At 65.6% G+C, this 15,301-nt stretch carries 12 protein-coding genes; 4 read left to right on the top strand and 8 right to left on the bottom strand.

What is annotated here, in order from left to right; all coding sequences use genetic code 11:
• Positions 1–13 precede the first annotated feature (13 nt).
• From BZG29_RS01305 to BZG29_RS01290, 4 genes are all read right to left on the bottom strand, one after another.
• A complete protein-coding gene (locus BZG29_RS01305) occupies positions 14–1,402 on the bottom strand; it encodes an efflux transporter outer membrane subunit (protein ID WP_077398334.1) in 1,389 nt (462 codons plus the stop codon).
• A complete protein-coding gene (locus BZG29_RS01300) occupies positions 1,399–4,491 on the bottom strand; it encodes a MexW/MexI family multidrug efflux RND transporter permease subunit (RefSeq protein ID WP_077398333.1) in 3,093 nt (1,030 codons plus the stop codon). Before BZG29_RS01300 ends, BZG29_RS01305 begins: the two co-directional genes overlap by 4 nt.
• Positions 4,492–4,503: 12 nt before the next feature.
• Positions 4,504–5,616: an efflux RND transporter periplasmic adaptor subunit gene (locus BZG29_RS01295; RefSeq protein WP_077398332.1), complete on the bottom strand. Its 1,113-nt coding sequence runs from the start codon at positions 5,614–5,616 to the stop codon at positions 4,504–4,506.
• Between the two features lie 66 nt (positions 5,617–5,682).
• Complete coding sequence (locus BZG29_RS01290) at positions 5,683–6,165, bottom strand: DUF2165 family protein (protein WP_077398331.1); 483 nt, start codon at positions 6,163–6,165, stop codon at positions 5,683–5,685.
• 125 nt (positions 6,166–6,290) lie between these two features.
• Between BZG29_RS01290 and BZG29_RS01285 the strand changes: the two genes are divergently transcribed.
• Complete coding sequence (locus tag BZG29_RS01285; RefSeq protein ID WP_077408905.1) at positions 6,291–6,950, top strand: MarR family transcriptional regulator; 660 nt, start codon at positions 6,291–6,293, stop codon at positions 6,948–6,950.
• Here BZG29_RS01285 and BZG29_RS01280 read toward each other — a convergent pair.
• A complete protein-coding gene (locus BZG29_RS01280) occupies positions 6,926–8,218 on the bottom strand; it encodes an MFS transporter (RefSeq protein ID WP_077398330.1) in 1,293 nt (430 codons plus the stop codon). The two genes, BZG29_RS01285 and BZG29_RS01280, sit on opposite strands and share 25 nt — an antisense overlap.
• Positions 8,219–8,330: 112 nt before the next feature.
• Here BZG29_RS01280 and BZG29_RS01275 point away from each other — a divergent pair, with 112 nt between their 5' ends.
• Positions 8,331–9,230 (top strand): LysR substrate-binding domain-containing protein, encoded by a 900-nt coding sequence (locus BZG29_RS01275; RefSeq protein WP_077398329.1) that lies wholly within the window; start codon positions 8,331–8,333, stop codon positions 9,228–9,230.
• Positions 9,231–9,302: 72 nt separating this feature from the next.
• On the opposite strand, the gene BZG29_RS01270 is transcribed toward BZG29_RS01275, so the two are convergent.
• Positions 9,303–9,617: a hypothetical protein gene (locus BZG29_RS01270; RefSeq protein ID WP_077398328.1), complete on the bottom strand. Its 315-nt coding sequence runs from the start codon at positions 9,615–9,617 to the stop codon at positions 9,303–9,305.
• Between the two features lie 165 nt (positions 9,618–9,782).
• The gene (locus BZG29_RS01265) at positions 9,783–10,823 is read right to left on the bottom strand and encodes a class I SAM-dependent methyltransferase (protein WP_077398327.1); all 1,041 of its coding nucleotides are present in this window, start codon (positions 10,821–10,823) and stop codon (positions 9,783–9,785) included.
• A gap of 127 nt (positions 10,824–10,950) precedes the next feature.
• Here BZG29_RS01265 and BZG29_RS01260 point away from each other — a divergent pair, with 127 nt between their 5' ends.
• Both BZG29_RS01260 and BZG29_RS01255 read left to right on the top strand, forming a co-directional pair.
• Complete coding sequence (locus tag BZG29_RS01260; RefSeq protein WP_077398326.1) at positions 10,951–11,847, top strand: AraC family transcriptional regulator; 897 nt, start codon at positions 10,951–10,953, stop codon at positions 11,845–11,847.
• A 55-nt stretch (positions 11,848–11,902) separates the two neighbouring features.
• Complete coding sequence (locus BZG29_RS01255) at positions 11,903–12,307, top strand: VOC family protein (protein ID WP_077398325.1); 405 nt, start codon at positions 11,903–11,905, stop codon at positions 12,305–12,307.
• Between the two features lie 28 nt (positions 12,308–12,335).
• Here the strand turns inward: BZG29_RS01255 and BZG29_RS01250 are convergent, their stop codons facing one another.
• On the bottom strand, positions 12,336–15,206 hold the full coding sequence (locus tag BZG29_RS01250) for an insulinase family protein (protein WP_077398324.1): 2,871 nt from the start codon (positions 15,204–15,206) through the stop codon (positions 12,336–12,338).
• Positions 15,207–15,301 lie beyond the last annotated feature (95 nt).

Raw genomic sequence — 15,301 nt, 5'->3', positions numbered from 1 at the left:
CGCGCTAAAAAGATCACATAGTGTGCCCCCATCCCAGCGCCTTGTACAGGGCAATCGCATCGATGTAGGACGCCGTTTCCGCCAGCAGCGTTTCGCGCCGGATATCGTACAAGGCGCGCTGGTTTTCCAGCACGGCCTGGTAGCTGCCGGCACCGCCCTGGTAGCGCGTCGTGGCGATGCCGAGGGCCGCGTTGCCGTGACGCGCCGATTCCAGCAGCGAGGCCAGGCGCGTCTGGTTTTCCGCCAGCTGCGTGACGGCGTTTTCCACGTCTTCCTGCGCGACTAACAGCGTCTGTGCATAGCGCGCCAGCGCGCCCTGCGCCTCGGCCCGCGTGCCGCGCAAGCGCGCCCTGACGCTGCCCAGGCGGAAGGCCGGATAGCTGACGGAGGGCGCCACCTCAAAGGCGCGCGCGCCGCCGTCGAACACGCCGCTGCCGCGCAGGGCGAAGAAGCCTAAAAAGCCGCCCAGGCTCAGGCGCGGATACAGGTCGGCCGTGGCGGCACCCACGTCTTCGCTGGAGGCGGCCAGCAGGCGCTCGGCGCGCACCACGTCGGGCCGCTGCTTGATCAGCCGGTTCACGTCGCCCAGCGGTAGCTGGCCGGCCAACGGCGCCTGTTGCCGCGGCGTGGTCGCCAGGGCGATGGCGCCAGGCGCTTGGCCGCTCAGCACATCGAGCCGGTACTGCGCCTGGCGCAGGCCCGCCTGCAACGGCGGCAAGGCTGCTTCGCTGCGCGCCAGGTTGGCCAGCGCGTTGTGGCGTTCTTCCGGCAAGCCGCTGCCGGCGCGGATGCGCGCGTCGGTCAATGCCACCGTGTCGCGCCAGCTTTGTATCTGCGCCTGCGTCAGCGCCAGGTTTTGCTGGTAGCCCAGCGCCTCGTAATAATTGCGCGCCACTTCGGCGGCGATCGTCAGCTGCACTTGCCGCAAATCGGCCTGCGCCGCGTCGGCGCGCGCCTGCGCCGAGCGGGAAATATGCGCGAGGCGGCCGAACAGGTCGATCTCCCATTGCGCGTCGAATCCCACGCGCGTATTCGCCGTGGCGGCGCGGCTGTTTGCCGTGTCTTGCTGCACGCTGCGCTGCCAGCCCGCCTGGCCCGTGACGGCGGGCAGTTCGTCGAGCCGGCGTTCGTCGAAGACGGCGCGCGCGGCCAGCAGATTCGCTTGCGCCTGTGCGATATCAAGGTTGTGTTCGAGCGCGCTGGCGATCAGTTGCGACAGCCGTGCATCGTCGAAAAACGTCCACCAGGCGGCATCCTTGGTTGCCGTTTGACCTGGCGCAAACTGCGCCTGCTGCGGACTGGCCAGGGCGATGGCGGGCGTGCCCGGCGTGACGTAGGCGGGGCTGACGGCGCAGCCGGCCAGCACGGGGAAAAGGGCAATAAGATAGCGGTAATTTTTCATGGGGATTCCTTCAGCGCGTGCGACAAATCGCGGGCGCGCGGCGTGGCATGGTCGGCCGTGTGGCGGCGGGCCAGAAAGGTGTACACGGTGGGCAGCACGAACAGGGTAAAGAAAGTGCCGATCAACATGCCCGAAACGATCACCACGCCCAGGCCGAAACGGCTGTTGGCGCCGGCGCCCGAGGCGAACAGCAGCGGCACCAGGCCCACCACCATGGCCGCCGTCGTCATCAGGATCGGGCGCAAGCGGATCTGCGCCGCCTTGCGGATGGCGCTGAGGCGGTCCAGCCCTTCATGCACCTGCAATTCGTTGGCGAATTCCACCATCAAAATCCCGTGCTTGCTGATCAAGCCGATCAGGGTCACGAGGCCGATCTGCGTGTAGATGTTGACGGTGGCGTAGCCGAGCGCCAGCGGGATCAGCGCGCCGCAAATCGACAGCGGCACCGTGATCAGGATGATCAAAGGGTCCGTCAGGCTTTCATATTGCGCCGCCAGCACCAGATAGATGACGACGACGGCCGCCAGGAAGGCCAGCAGCAGCGCATTGCCTTCCGTGGCGAACTGGCGCGCATCGGATTGCCAGTCGTAGCTGAAGCCCGGCGGCAGGGTTTTCGCCACGCCGTCGAGGAAGGCGACGGCGTCGCCCAGGGTCACGCCGGGCGCAGGCACGCCCTGGAAGGTGGCCGCATTTTGCTGGTTGAACTGGGTCAGCATGTTCGGTTCGATTTGTTCCGTCACCGAGACGACGGCGGACAGCGGTAGCAGGCTGCCATCGTCGGCGCGCACGTACTGCTGCGTCAGGGCTTGCGCCGTGAGTCGCTGTTCGCGCGGGCTTTGCGCGATGACGTCGTAGGCACGGCCATCCATGCCGAAGCGGTTCAGGTAATTTTCGCCCACCAGCACGGCCAGCGATTCGCCGATGTCCTGCATGCGGATGCCCAGGCTGTTCGCCTTGGAGCGGTCCACGCGCACTTTGACGACGGGGTTGTTGTAATCGAGGTCGCTGTCGACGACGGCAAACAGGCCGCTGTCGCGCGCGCGCTGCTTGACGTCTTCCATGGTGCGGAACAGGGTGGCGTAATCCTGCGCGCTGCGCAGCACCATTTGCACGGGCAAGCCGCCGCTCGACCCGGGCAAGGGCGCCAGCTGGAAGGCGAAGATGCTGGTGCCTTCCACGTCGCCCACGGCGTGCTGGAGTTCGGCCTGGATGACGGCTGCATTGCGCGAACGCTCGGCCCACGGCGTCAGGTTGATGCCGCCGATGCTCGATGCCGGCCCTTCGCCGCCGTTGATGATCCAGCGCGAATCCGTTTCGGGGATGTTTTTGTAGATATCATCGAGCTTGTACGAAAAACGTTCGACGTAATCGAGGTTGGCGTGCTGCGGTGCCTTGATCGCCGTCAAGACGCTGGCCTGGTCTTCCGCCGGCGCCAGTTCGCGCTGCGGCAGCAGGTATAAAAACGGCAAACTCACCATCACCAGCGCGGCGAAACCGGCGCTGAGCCAGCGGTGGTGCAGCGAGCGGTCCAGCAGGCGCGCATAGCGCGAGGTTAAACCCTCGAAGAAATGCTCGGCGGCGCGCGCCATGCGCCCTTCCGATTGTTTCGGCTGCAGCAGCAAGGAGCTCATCACGGGAGACAAGGTCAGCGCCACCACGCCCGACACCACCACGGCGCCGGCCAGGGTCAGCGCGAATTCCTTGAACAGCGCGCCCGTGAGGCCCCCCATCATGCCGATCGGCGCATACACGGCCGCCAGCGTGATCGTCATGGCGATCACGGGGCCGGCCACTTCGCGCGCGCCGACCAGCGCGGCCGCCACGGGCGTCTTGCCTTCCTCGATATGCCGGTGCACGTTTTCCACCACGACGATGGCGTCATCGACCACCAGTCCCACGGCCAGCACCATCGCCAGCAGGGTGAGCAGATTGATGCTGAAGCCGAAGGCCAGCATCAGCGCCGCTGCGCCCAGCATCGACAGCGGTATCGTCACGACGGGAATCAGCACCGAGCGCAGGGAACCCATGCACAGGTAGATGACGATGACGACGATGAGCAGCGCTTCGAGCAGGGTGTGCGCCACTTCGTTGATGGACGACTGGATGAAGCGCGCCGTCTCGAACGCCAGCTCGACTTTCACGCCGGGCGGCAGGGTTTTCTGGATCTCCGGCAGCAGCTTTTTGATGCCGTCGACGATCACCAGCGGGTTGCCGCCGGGCGTCGGCGACAGGCCCAGATACACGGCCGGCACGCCGTCCATGATGCCGCTCGTCTCCGTGGCGGCCGCGCCCAGTTCCACCGTGCCCACGTCCTTCAGGCGCACGAGGGCCGCGCTGTCATCGCCGCCCTTGCGGATGACCATGTCGCGAAATTGCTCCACGCTGGTCAGATCCGTGTTGACGCTGATGTTCGCGACGACAAATTGGCCCTTCACTTTGCCGGGCGCCGCCTGGTAGTTATTGCGCCGCACGGCGTCGGCCACGTCGGCCGCCGTCAGCCCGCGCGCCGCCAGCTTGGCTGGGTCGATCCACAAGCGCATGGCCAGCTGCTGGCCGCCATACACGTCGACCTTCGCCACGCCGTCGATGGTGGCGAACATCGGCTGCACCACGCGCGCCAGGTAATCGGTCAGCGCGGGCGCGGACACGCTCTCGCTGGCAAAGCCGACGTAAGCGACGGCCGAGGAATCGCCGGCCGCGCGCTCGATGACGGGGTCAAAAGCGCCTTCAGGCAATTTATAGCGCACCTGGTTGACCTTGGCCATGACTTCCGTCAACGCTTGCGTGGAATCGCGGTTCAGTTCCATGCGCACGGTGACCGTGCTGCTGCCCTGCACCGACGACGATGTCAGGTAATCGATGCCTTCCACCGACGATACGGCTTGTGCAATCGGCTGCGTCACAAACCCCTGCATCAGTTCCGCCGAGGCGCCCGGATACGTGGTTTTCACCGTGATGGTCGATGATTCGAGCATCGGGTATTGGCGGATCGGCAGCTGCAGGATGGCGATCACGCCCAGCATCAGAATCAAGGTGCTGATCACCAGCGCCAGCACGGGGCGGCGCACGAACAAATCGGTAAATTTCATCGTGTGCTCCTCTTACGAGCCGGCCTTGGGCGCGGCGCGCTTGGCCTCGTCCAGGGTATTGGCGACGGCTTGCACGGCCATGCCGTCGGCCAGTTTCAGCTGGCCCGAGGCGACCACGCGCTGCCCTTCGCGCAAGCCGTCGAGGATGGCCACGCGGCCCCCGGCCCGCTCGCCCAGTTTGACGCCCACGCGCTTGACGGTGAGCGGCTGTTTCCCTTCCTGCTGCGCCACAAACACCGTGTCGCCATACGCGCTGTACGTCACGGCCGTTTCCGGCACCGTCAGCTGCTGCCCGGCCTCGCGGGCTACCCGAACGTTCGCGTACATGCCCGCCTTGAGGGCGCCGCGCGGATTGGTCAGCGCCGCCTGCACCTGCACCATGCGCGAGCGGGCGACCAGCGGGTCGATGGCGTTGATCTTCGCCGTGAAGATTTCATTCGGATAGGCGTCCACCAGCACTTGCACGGCTTGGCCCGGCGCCAGCTTGGCGCTGCTCTGTTCATCGAGGGCGAAGTTCACCAGCAAGGATTTCGTGTCGATCAGGCTGGCCACCGTATCGGCCGCGTTCAGGTATTGGCCCGCGTGTACCTTGCGGATGCCCAGCTGCCCGGCGAACGGCGCGCGGATGGTCTTTTGCGCGATCAGCGCTTCCGTCTGGCGCACGTCGCCCAGCGCTGCGTCGCGCGCGGCCAGCGCCGCATCGAGCTGCTCCTGCGTGGCCGCCTTGTCCCTGACCATCTGCGCCGTGCGCGCATGGCTGCTTTCCGCGTTTTTCAGCTGCGCGCGCTGGCGCAGCAGCATGGCCTGTTCTTGGGCGTCATTCAGCTGTACCAGCACGGCGCCGGCTGCCACCTGCTGACCGGATTCGAAGCGGATCTGCGTGATCCGGCCGCCCGTTTCGGCCGCCACCTGCACCTGGCGCGCCGCTTCCAGTTCGCCCACGCCCGCAAAAAAGCGCTCCTGCGTGCCCAGCACGACGGGCACCAGCGCCACCTTGGTGGCGGGGTAGGCGGCGGCATCGGCCGCATGCGTAGCGGCTTGTGATGCAGCGCGCGGAGTCAGCGCGGCGCCTGCTACGGCCAGGGCGATGGCCAGCGCGGAAGCGCCGACGAGTTTCGTATTCATGATGAAGTCCTTTACAGCATTGAAAGGGATAACGACACAGGGAAAAAGAGGCGCAGCGGAGGCTGGTCAGGTCCGCTGCGCGTTGAAGAGGAAGAACAAACCCAGGGTCCACAGCAGCAGCACCAGGTGCGTCGTCTGCAAGCTTTCCTGGGCGATCCAGTAGCCGAACCACAGGCCGCCCAGGTGCATCAGCAGCAAAAAGGCGGCCATCGCGCACAAGGCCAGGTTCAGCCAGGGCAAGCCGGCGGTCATGGATGCGCCGAAAAACAGCGCCACGCCCGTCCAGGCGGCGATGGCAGCCAGCAGTTGCAGCGCCAGCACCACGCCCAGCGACAAGCGGTGCAGGGTCAATGAGGTGAGGGCGCGGCGCAGCAGCGGCGTCTGGATGGTCGGGTCCTGGCGCAGCGGGTCCATGCGCATGGTGTTGCCGATGGCCCAGACGGCGCCGTGGAAGGCGTGCAGGTTGTTGATGGCGGCCACGCTGAGCCAGAGGGCCAGGCCGGTGGCGAGGATGGCGTGAAACAGCCAGATCGAGTGAGACAGTTGCATGGGAAAATCCTGTCAAAAGAGTACCTTGCCAGCACGCGGACGTGGAAACTCCTCGACAGCGGGGAGCTACCGGCCTATTATGCAAGCAATTAGTTGGTTAACTGGCCCCATGATAGTTGAGCGAAATGAATTACACAAGTAAACGTTTGGATAATAGCGAGGCGCCGCAAACGACGGAGCGCATCCTGTATTTCATCAAGACCAAGGGACCCGTCTCCACGGCCACCCTGGCCAAGACCCTGGACATGACGGGCGAGGCGGCGCGCCAGCAAGTGCAAAAGCTGGTGGCGGCGGGCCTGATCGAGGGGCGCCAGGAAGCGCAGGCGGGTGCCGGGCGGCCGCGCCAGAACTGGGTCTTGACGGAGGCGGGCAATGCGCGCTTTCCCGACACGCATGCGCAGCTGACGATCAAGCTGATCGGCTCGGTGCGCCAGTTGTTCGGCGAAGCGGGGCTGGATAAACTGATCGCGCAGCGCGAAGAGGAAAGCCGCAGCGCCTACGCGCTGGCGTGCTCGGCGCCGGACTTGCCCACGCGCTTGCAGCAACTGGCCGCCGTGCGCGATGAAGAGGGTTATATGGCGCGCGTGGAAGCGGATGGCGACGACTGGCTGCTGATCGAAGACCACTGCCCCATCTGCGCCGCCGCGCGCACCTGCCAGGGCTTTTGCCGTTCCGAACTGCAGCTGTTCCAGGAAGTGGTGGGGCCAAGCGCGAGCATCGTGCGCGAACAGCATTTGCTGACGAACGCGATGCGCTGCATCTATCGCATTTCGCCGCTGCCCTGAGCCTTGGGAAACAGCGGCCATGTCAGTAGCGCCACCAGCCCCGCCAGCCACCACACGACGGGCCAGCTGCTGGCCGCCAGCAGGTGCGGGATGGCGATGGGCGTGAGGAACAGGCCCACGTAGACGGCCGTGTTCGCCATGCCCAGGGCCGTGCCCGCGTTGGCGCCGCCCGCTTCCGTCGCCAGCTCCGTGTAAGCGACGCCATGCCAGGCGGACACGGCGATGCCGGCGGCCACCACGGCTGCCATCAGCAGCCAGCCCGGCGCCTGCAGCCAGGCGATGCATCCCAGCACAATGAACGACGCCAGCGCCACCAGGGCCGAGCCGCGCAGGTAGGCCGGCCGGTTCGCGTGGCGGTCCGTGTGGCGTCCGCTCCAGATGCGCATCACCATGGCGCCCGCCTGCAGGGCCACCATCACGGCCGTGATGGCGGCCAGGCCCAGGTGACCGTCATCGTGCAGGAACACGGTGGCGTAGCTGAGCACGGCAAACTGCGGTACGCACAGCAAGCCGATGGCGGCCACCATGCGCCACACTTTGCGGTTTTTGAGCGGCCCTTGCAGCGGCGGAGGCGGCTTGACCTCCATCAGGCCCGTGGACGCGTTTTGCGGCCCCGTGGCGGCCTCGGCAGAGAAATCGGGCTCATGCATCCATCGCCACGTAAAAAACGCCGACAGGCCGCATACGAGGGCCAGGGCGCCAAACACGGGCATGAAGCCGTAACGTGACGCCAGGCTGGGCAGGACGAGGGCGCCCAGGCCGCCGCCGAGCGGCACGGCCGTCTGGCGGATGCTCATGGCGAAACCCCGTTCGCCGGCGCCGAACCAGCGCATCACGGCGCGGCCGCTGGCGCCATTCACGCTGCCGCCCAGCACGCCGACCAGCGCCAGCCCGGCCGCCAGCGCCCATAACGGCGGCACGGCGCCGTCAGCGGGCGTGATCCACAGCAGCAAGGTCAATAGCGCCAGCATGGTGCCCAGCAAGCCCGTCAGCAGCACGGGCCGGTCGCCCCAGCGGTCGGTGGCCATGCCCCATGGCAATTCTGTCAGGGCCACGCCCAGGCCCATGGCGCCCAGCGCCACTCCCAGTTGCGTATTGCTCAGGTGATAGCCGCTGCGCAGCCAGATGGCCGTGGTGGGCATGCCGTTGGCGGCGGCGGAAAAGCTGGCATTGGCCGCCACGCCGACGGCCAGCACTTTCCAGCGGTGGGCATCGCCCAGCGCGGGCGCGGTGGCGGGGACAGGAACGGCTGGGCAGATGGTGGTCATGGCATCAGGAGGAAAGTGGTTGACCCTGACAGTGTTGCGCAGTACGATCGTTCTGAATATCAGATAATTTACTAGTCACCATCCCATAAAACCGGACGATTGCATTTGCGCCATGAGCCTGCTGAATTTTGACATCGCCTTCTTGCGCAGCTATGTGGCCGGCATCGAGCTGGGCAGCTTTGCCCGCGCGGCGGACAAGGTGGGCCGTTCCACCTCGGCCGTCAGCGCGCAGCTGAAAAAACTCGAGGAGCAGGCGGGCATGCCCCTGTTCCGCAAGGATGGCCGGGGCCTGGCGCTGACGCCGGCCGGCGAAGTGCTGCTCGGCTATGCGCGCCGCCTGCTGGAACTGAACGACGAGGCGGCCGTCGCCTTGCGCGGCGCGGAACTGGAAGGCTGGATACGGCTCGGCTTGCAGGAGGATTTCGGCGAAGCCTTGCTGCCCGACGTGCTGGGGCGCTTTGCCCGCGCGCATCCGAAAGTGCGCATCGAAGCGCACGTGGCGCGCAACACGGCCTTGATGCATGGTCTGGCCATGGGCCAGCTGGACCTGGCCCTGCTGTGGGGCGGCGCCTGCATCGCCGACGTGGCCGAGTATCCGCCGCAGCAGCGCCAGCATATTGCCGAGCCGGCCATGCGCTGGATCGCCTCGTCCAGCCTGGCCTGGCAGCCCGAATCGGGCGAGCCCTTGCCGCTCATTACGTTCGACCGCGACTGCCTGTTCCAGCGCTGCGCCACGCAGGCGCTGGACCATGCGGGCATCGCCTGGCGCACGGCGTTTACCAGTCCCAGCCTGGCGGGACTGTGGGCGGCGGCCGCCGCCGGGCTGGGCGTGACGGTGCGCACCAGCCTGGGCTTGCCCTCGACCGTGCGCGCGCTCGATCACGTGGAAGCGGGCTTGCCCGCCCTGCCCCCGTTGTCGCTGGAACTGCTGCGCGCTTCCAGCGTGCCCAGGCCGCCCGTCGAGCGGCTGGCAGGCCTGATCATCGACGCGTTGCGGGACAGTCCCGCTTGATACTGGCGAGCGGGAACGGGCGCCGTGGGACATCGGCATGCATCGGTCCCGGCGCGGGCCGCCGGCGCAGGTTTACCCAGGCCGTTCCCAGCTTGCTCGCCAATGGAAACAGATTCCATCTTGCATGATCTGCAAATCAGCTATGTTCCGCTGCATGCCGTTGTGCGTGTCGAGTACGCAAAAATCGCATGACTGAATTTCCTGCTCCAACCGGTCTGCCTCGACGAAAAGCTGATCGTTGGCAGCTTGTTCCAGATTCTTGAACAAGGTCGCGTATGCGGCAAAGGCTGCCGTGGGAAGAAAAGTCCCGAGAACACGCGCATTCTCGGACAAGACGACAATTTCTCCGAGGATCGTTCCAGAACGATCTGATAGTGTCAGGCTCATAGGGCGATGGACATTTTGGTGTTATCTCAGGTGCGTGATGCGGGTTTGTCATGCTTCAGCGTTCAGCGCCATCGCTGCGCAGCCAGTATTCAACCACATGGGCGCAGCGCTTGCCATGCGATGCGTCAAATGGCGCTTGCGGCAGCGCGCTGCGCGCGGGCGGATTCACGCCCCATCCTTGCGCGCAATCAGCACCTGCACGGGCGCCATGGGGAAATCGCTGGCGCTGTATTGCTCCACTTGCCGCCAGCCCGTGTCGCGCAGCAATTGCGCCAATTCTCCCTGCTGGGTTACCGTGCGACCCAGCATGCGCATCGGCAAGTAATACGGCAGCACGCGCGCCGCGTCGCCGGCTGCCGGGGCGATTTCCGCCTGCACGCAGACGAAGACGCCACCGGGTGTCAACGCTGCATGGATCTTGCGCAAGGCCGCCGCCATGTCGGGCACGAAATGCAGCACGGACGAGCACCAGATCAGATCGTAATGGCTGCCGATATCGTCGCTGGCCAGGTCGCCGCCCACAGTCTCCAGGCGGTCAGACAGTTGCGCATGGGCGATGTTCGCGGCCGCCACGGCGACCGTTTCGGGCCAGTCGAAAACGCCGCCGTGCACGCCCGCATGGGCTTGCGCCAGCGCAATGGCAACCCAGCCCGGTCCGCCGCCCAGGTCGAGCAGGCGCAGCGGCGTGTGGCGGTCTGCAAACGGGGCGATGCGCTGCATCACGGACAGGGCGGCGCGCATGGTGACGGCGCGTTGTTCCTGGCCAATCTGCTGCTGCGCGGCAATGGCCCAGTTGACGCCACTTGCCGTGCTGTAGGGCGCGGCCTTGCCACCCTCGCGCACCAGCGTACTCAGCTGGTTGGCGAAGTGGCGCAGCGCGTGCAGCCGGTACAGCCAGGCGTCGCCGCAAAAGGCCACGGAGTCGCGGCAGAAATACTGCAAGGTGGTGGCCGTGCAGCGGTAGCGCTGCGCCTCCGCATCGGCCTCGTCGCGTTCCAGCACTTGCATGCTCCAAAGTAATTCCAGCAGCAGCGCCGTGTGCGGCGCATGCAGCGACAGGGCCTCGGCCAGTTGCGCCGGCGTGTGCGGCGTGGCCAGCACCTCGAAAATGCCCAGTTCCAGGGCGGCGGCCAGCCCATCGGCCTGCACGGGCGCGACGGCCAGGTTCCAGTACGGTTGCAAGGCGTGTTGTGTGGTGAATGGCATGGTGCTTCCTTTCGCTGAGGTGGGCAAGAGAGCCTATTTTATGCAACAATGAGAATAATTATCATTTGCATTTGTATGCGGCACGGTGCATTTCGTATGCGCGACGGCGCGGAAGATAGGGGGAGCGATGGGGGAACAGGACAGGGAAGCGGCAGGCTGGACGCGGCGCCAGCTGGACCCGGGGTTGAAAGAGTGCCGCGCGGACCAGCGGCAAGTCGACCAGGGCTTGCTGCTCGTGCATTCCGATTACCGTCCGCGCCTTGCGCTCGTCGAGCAATCGAAGCATGACGATGCGGGCGGCATGGTGATCACCATCGGCCTGGACGGCGTGTCCGGCTACACCACGCGCGATGGCGAACAATTGCGTTTCCGGGCCGGCCATACGACGGTGACGGCGTTTCACCACGTCAGCGGCGAGCGCCGTTTCGAGGCGAATCAACGGGCGGCGCAATTGCGCGTGCTGGTCGATGAAGACGCGCTGGCGCGCTACTGGCCGCAAGGCCTGGCGTCATTGTTACCCCACGGTGGCGCGCGCCAGCTGGCGCATGCGGCCACCACGGCGGCGTCCGCCCTGCAGGCGCGGGCGCTGCTGCGCGCGACGGACCCGCTGGCCGTGCATATCGGCGTGCTGAGTATCCTGGCGGAACAGTTGCGGGCACTGCGGCCGGCGCCCGCGCCCGCTTCCATCCCGCGCTGGTCCGAGGCCGAGATGATCAAGCTGGAGCGCGTCCATGCGCTGATGCAGGAGCAGATGGCGCAAGACCTGACGCTTGATTACCTGTGCGCGCAAGCGGGCCTGAGCTTGTTCAAGCTCAAGCAGGGATGGCGCTACCGCTACAACGACAGTCCGCAGCGCACCCTGCTGGCGCTGCGCATGCAGCGGGCAAAGTTACTGCTGGAAAATGGTTGCCAGGTGGCGCAGGCGGGCTGGCAAACCGGTTATCGCCATCCGTCCAATTTCAGCGCCGCGTTCAGCCGCTATTTCGGCTACGCGCCGAAGACCGTGGCACGCGCTGGCGCGTAAAAAGCCGGTGTAGAATCGGCGGGCAGCATTTTGCATCTCACCTCAAGGAGACATGATGGCCCGCAAAATATTTGTCAATCTGCCCGTCCAGTCGCTGGAACGCTCCGTGGCGTTTTTCACGGCGCTGGGCTTCAGTTTCAATGCCCATTTCACCGATGAAACGGCAACGTGCATGATCGTCGCCGACGACATTTTCGTGATGCTGTTGACGCACGACAAATTCCAGCAATTCACGCCCAAGCAGCTGTGCGATACCAAGGTGGCGACGGAAGTGCTCGTGTGCCTGTCGGCCGAGAGCCGCGGCGAAGTCGATGCGCTGGTGGCGAAGGCCGTCCAGGCGGGCGGCAGCATCTACAAGGAGCCGATGGATTTCGGCTTCATGTATGGCCACAGTTTCCAGGACCTGGATGGACATCAATGGGAGTTGATGTACATGGAAGCGAATTCAATACCGCAATAGTTGCGGTATTGAATTCGGCAAAGCGCTCTTAGCTGGCCAGCGCCAGCAGATCGACCACGTCCAGGCCCGCCAGGTCTTGCGTCGTGTTGCCCGCAAACGCGGCGCGGCTCTGCTGGCCGTTTTTCAGCCAGGTGCGCGTGACTTCCTTGATCTGGCTCAGGGTGCAGGTCAATACGCCGGTGCGGAATTGCTGGCGCACGGCTTCCGTCGTGCCGCGCTGCTGCATGTTCCACGCCGTCAGCGCTTCCGCGTACGGCGAATGCGGCTTGTCGAGGCCCTTGATGACACAGATGATGGCTTCTTCCACTTGTTCCTGCGAGAAATCGCCGTCGAGGATTTGATCCAGGGTCGTGCCGAAGTCGGCGTACGTGCCGGCCAGGCGCGGATCGCGGTAGGAACTGAGCGTAAACGTGCCGGCGCCGGCCGCATAGCTGGCGCTGCCGCCATACGCGCCGCCTTTTTCGCGCAGGGCCGTATGCAGCACCTGGTTGGTCATCAGTTCGGCGGCGACGGCCAGGGCGGACGCGTCCGGATTGTGTACGCCAGGCACGGCCCAGGAAACGAAGCAATGGTTGATCTGGCTCGTCGCATGCAGGGCCGTGTTGGCCAGCGGCAAGGCTGCCGGCGCTGGCGTTGCCGTCGCTGCGGCCGTATCCGTGCTGGCTGCCGGCAATTCCAGCAAGCGGGCCAGAGTGATGCCATCCTGCTCCAGGCCGGCGCACAGCACGGTCGGCTGCTGGGCGATGATGTGCGCGTGCAGGGTGTCGAGCTCGCGCGCGATTTCCTGCAAGCCCTCGGACGTCTTGCTCAGCTGCTGCAAGCGGCGGTAGAACGGCAGCGCGGCCGGGCCGCCGACGATGTCGTCGAAGCGGCGCGTGGGCGACAGCGGTGCCGCCGCGGCCAGCATGGCGTAGCGGTTGCCCGATTCGGCCAGGCTGCTCAATTTGTCTTGCACCAGGCTTTCGATCAGGAAAGCCAGGCGCTCTTCTTCATCGAAGCGGGGCTTGGCGATCCAGGCCGACAGCACGGCGGCGATCGCCGCGTGTTCTTCGCGCAAGCCGCTGGCCGAGAACGACAATTCCACGCGCATCGCCTGTTGCGGGCGGGGAATGGCTTCCAGGCCGATGTGGAACGATGGCACCATGCTCTGGCGCCAGGCGCTGGCATCGTCGAACGACATGTCGCCCACGCCCAGCTCCGGCGCCAGGTCCGTGTACAGGCGCAGCCATGGCCACGACGCTTCCGGCAAGCCCGACACGTCGTACAGCACGTTGGCATAGCTGATGCCGTTTGAGGCAATGCTGAAGGCCACGGCGCCGTCGACGGCGGCAGGAATCGGCAGTGCTGGGCGCGGCAGCGCGCTGACGTCGCCGGGGCGGATGCGCGGCAAGACTTCCGAATTCGACGGCAGTTGCTGATGCGCTTCCAGCGCGGCGGACTCGGCGATGATGTGCTCGCGCTCGGCGTCCGTCAGCTGCGCCTGCAGGGCAGCCAGTTTGGCGTCTTCCTGCGCGGCGCGGTCCGTGAAGTAGGCGCTGTCGGGCACCACGTGCGTCGTCAAACGAGTTGGATTGGCGATCAGTTCGCGTACCAGCTGCTTGAAGAATTCCGGGTCTTCGATCTGCTGTTCCAGGGTTTCCAGGATGGCCGCATTGTCGAACGCGTCCATCACGTTGCCGTCGTACATGGCCAGCGGCAAGGCGTGCAGCAGGCGGCCCAGGCCATACGGCATGCGGCCGCTGCTGATTTCGCGCTGGCTGTATTTGATATCGCGCAAGGCCGCGTGCAGCACGGCGGCGGGAATGCCCTCTTGCGCCGTTTCTTCCAGGGCCGTCCAGATGCGCTGGTGCGCGTCGGCGATCTGTTCTTTGGTTAAACCTTCCATGCCGATGTGGAACACCATCTGGCGGATGCCCGCGTCGCGGCCATTCATGTCCGATGGGCGGCCATAGCCGGCCGATTCCATGGCGCGCATGACGGGCGCCGACGATTCGCCCAGCAAGCCGTGCGACAGCAGATGCGCGTGGTAATAGGCGATGGGGTCGCTCGACTCGCCCATCAGCCAGGCGAATTGCAGGCCGAATTCATCGTCGCGCGCTTCCTGCGATGGAATTTTGACGATATTTTCCTGCGGCGCCGTCCACGCGGGCGCCAGCTGCGGCAGGCGGCGCGGGCTGAAACCGCTGAGCTTGGACAGCACGCGCTCCGCGACCTGCTCCTGCACGGCCGACGCTTCGATATTGCCGGAGGTCATGATCACGGCTTGCGAAGGGTGATAGTGGCTGGCGTGGAATTCTTTTAGCATGGCATGCGTCAGCTCGGGAATGTTCAGCGGATCGCCGCCCGATTCCACTTCATACGTCGTGCCCTTGAGCAAGGCGCTGGCGATGCCGCTGTCGAGCGCGCGCATGGGGCTGTTGAAGGCGCCCTTCATTTCATTGAAGACGATGCCCTGGTACACCAGCTTGTCGCCTTCGAACGCGTGGCGCCAGCCTTCCTGGCGGAAATTCAGGTAATCGAGGTTCGGGAAGAAGGCGGCGTCCAGGTAGACGTCGAGCAAGTTGAAGAAATCCTTGCGGTCGGTGCTGGCGAACGGGTACACGGTGCGGTCCGGATAGGTCATCGCATTCATGAAGGTGGCCGTCGAGCGGCGCAGCATCGAGAAGAAGGGGTCGCGCACCGGGTAGCGGGACGAGCCGCACAAGGCCAGGTGCTCGAGGATGTGGGCGCGCCCGTCGCTGACTTCCGGCACAGTGGGAAAGGCCACCAGGAACACCATCTCAGCCTGCTCGGTATGCATGTGGATATGGCGCATGCCCGTTGCTGGCTCGACATATTGCTCGATGGTTGCCTGCAAGACTGGAATGAAGTTGCTGCTGACTTTTTCAAATGTGCTCATGCGGTATGGGATCTCTGCGGTAGGTGATTCGGAGTGTCGGTGGGGCTGCATCACATGTGGGGGCAAAGTGGCGTAATGCCAGGGCCGGGGCCACT

It is taken from the genome of Janthinobacterium sp. LM6, from assembly GCF_002002885.1.
GTDB classification, from domain to species: Bacteria; Pseudomonadota; Gammaproteobacteria; order Burkholderiales; family Burkholderiaceae_D; genus Janthinobacterium; species Janthinobacterium kumbetense.
This window is presented reverse-complemented; position numbering and strand designations above follow the sequence as displayed.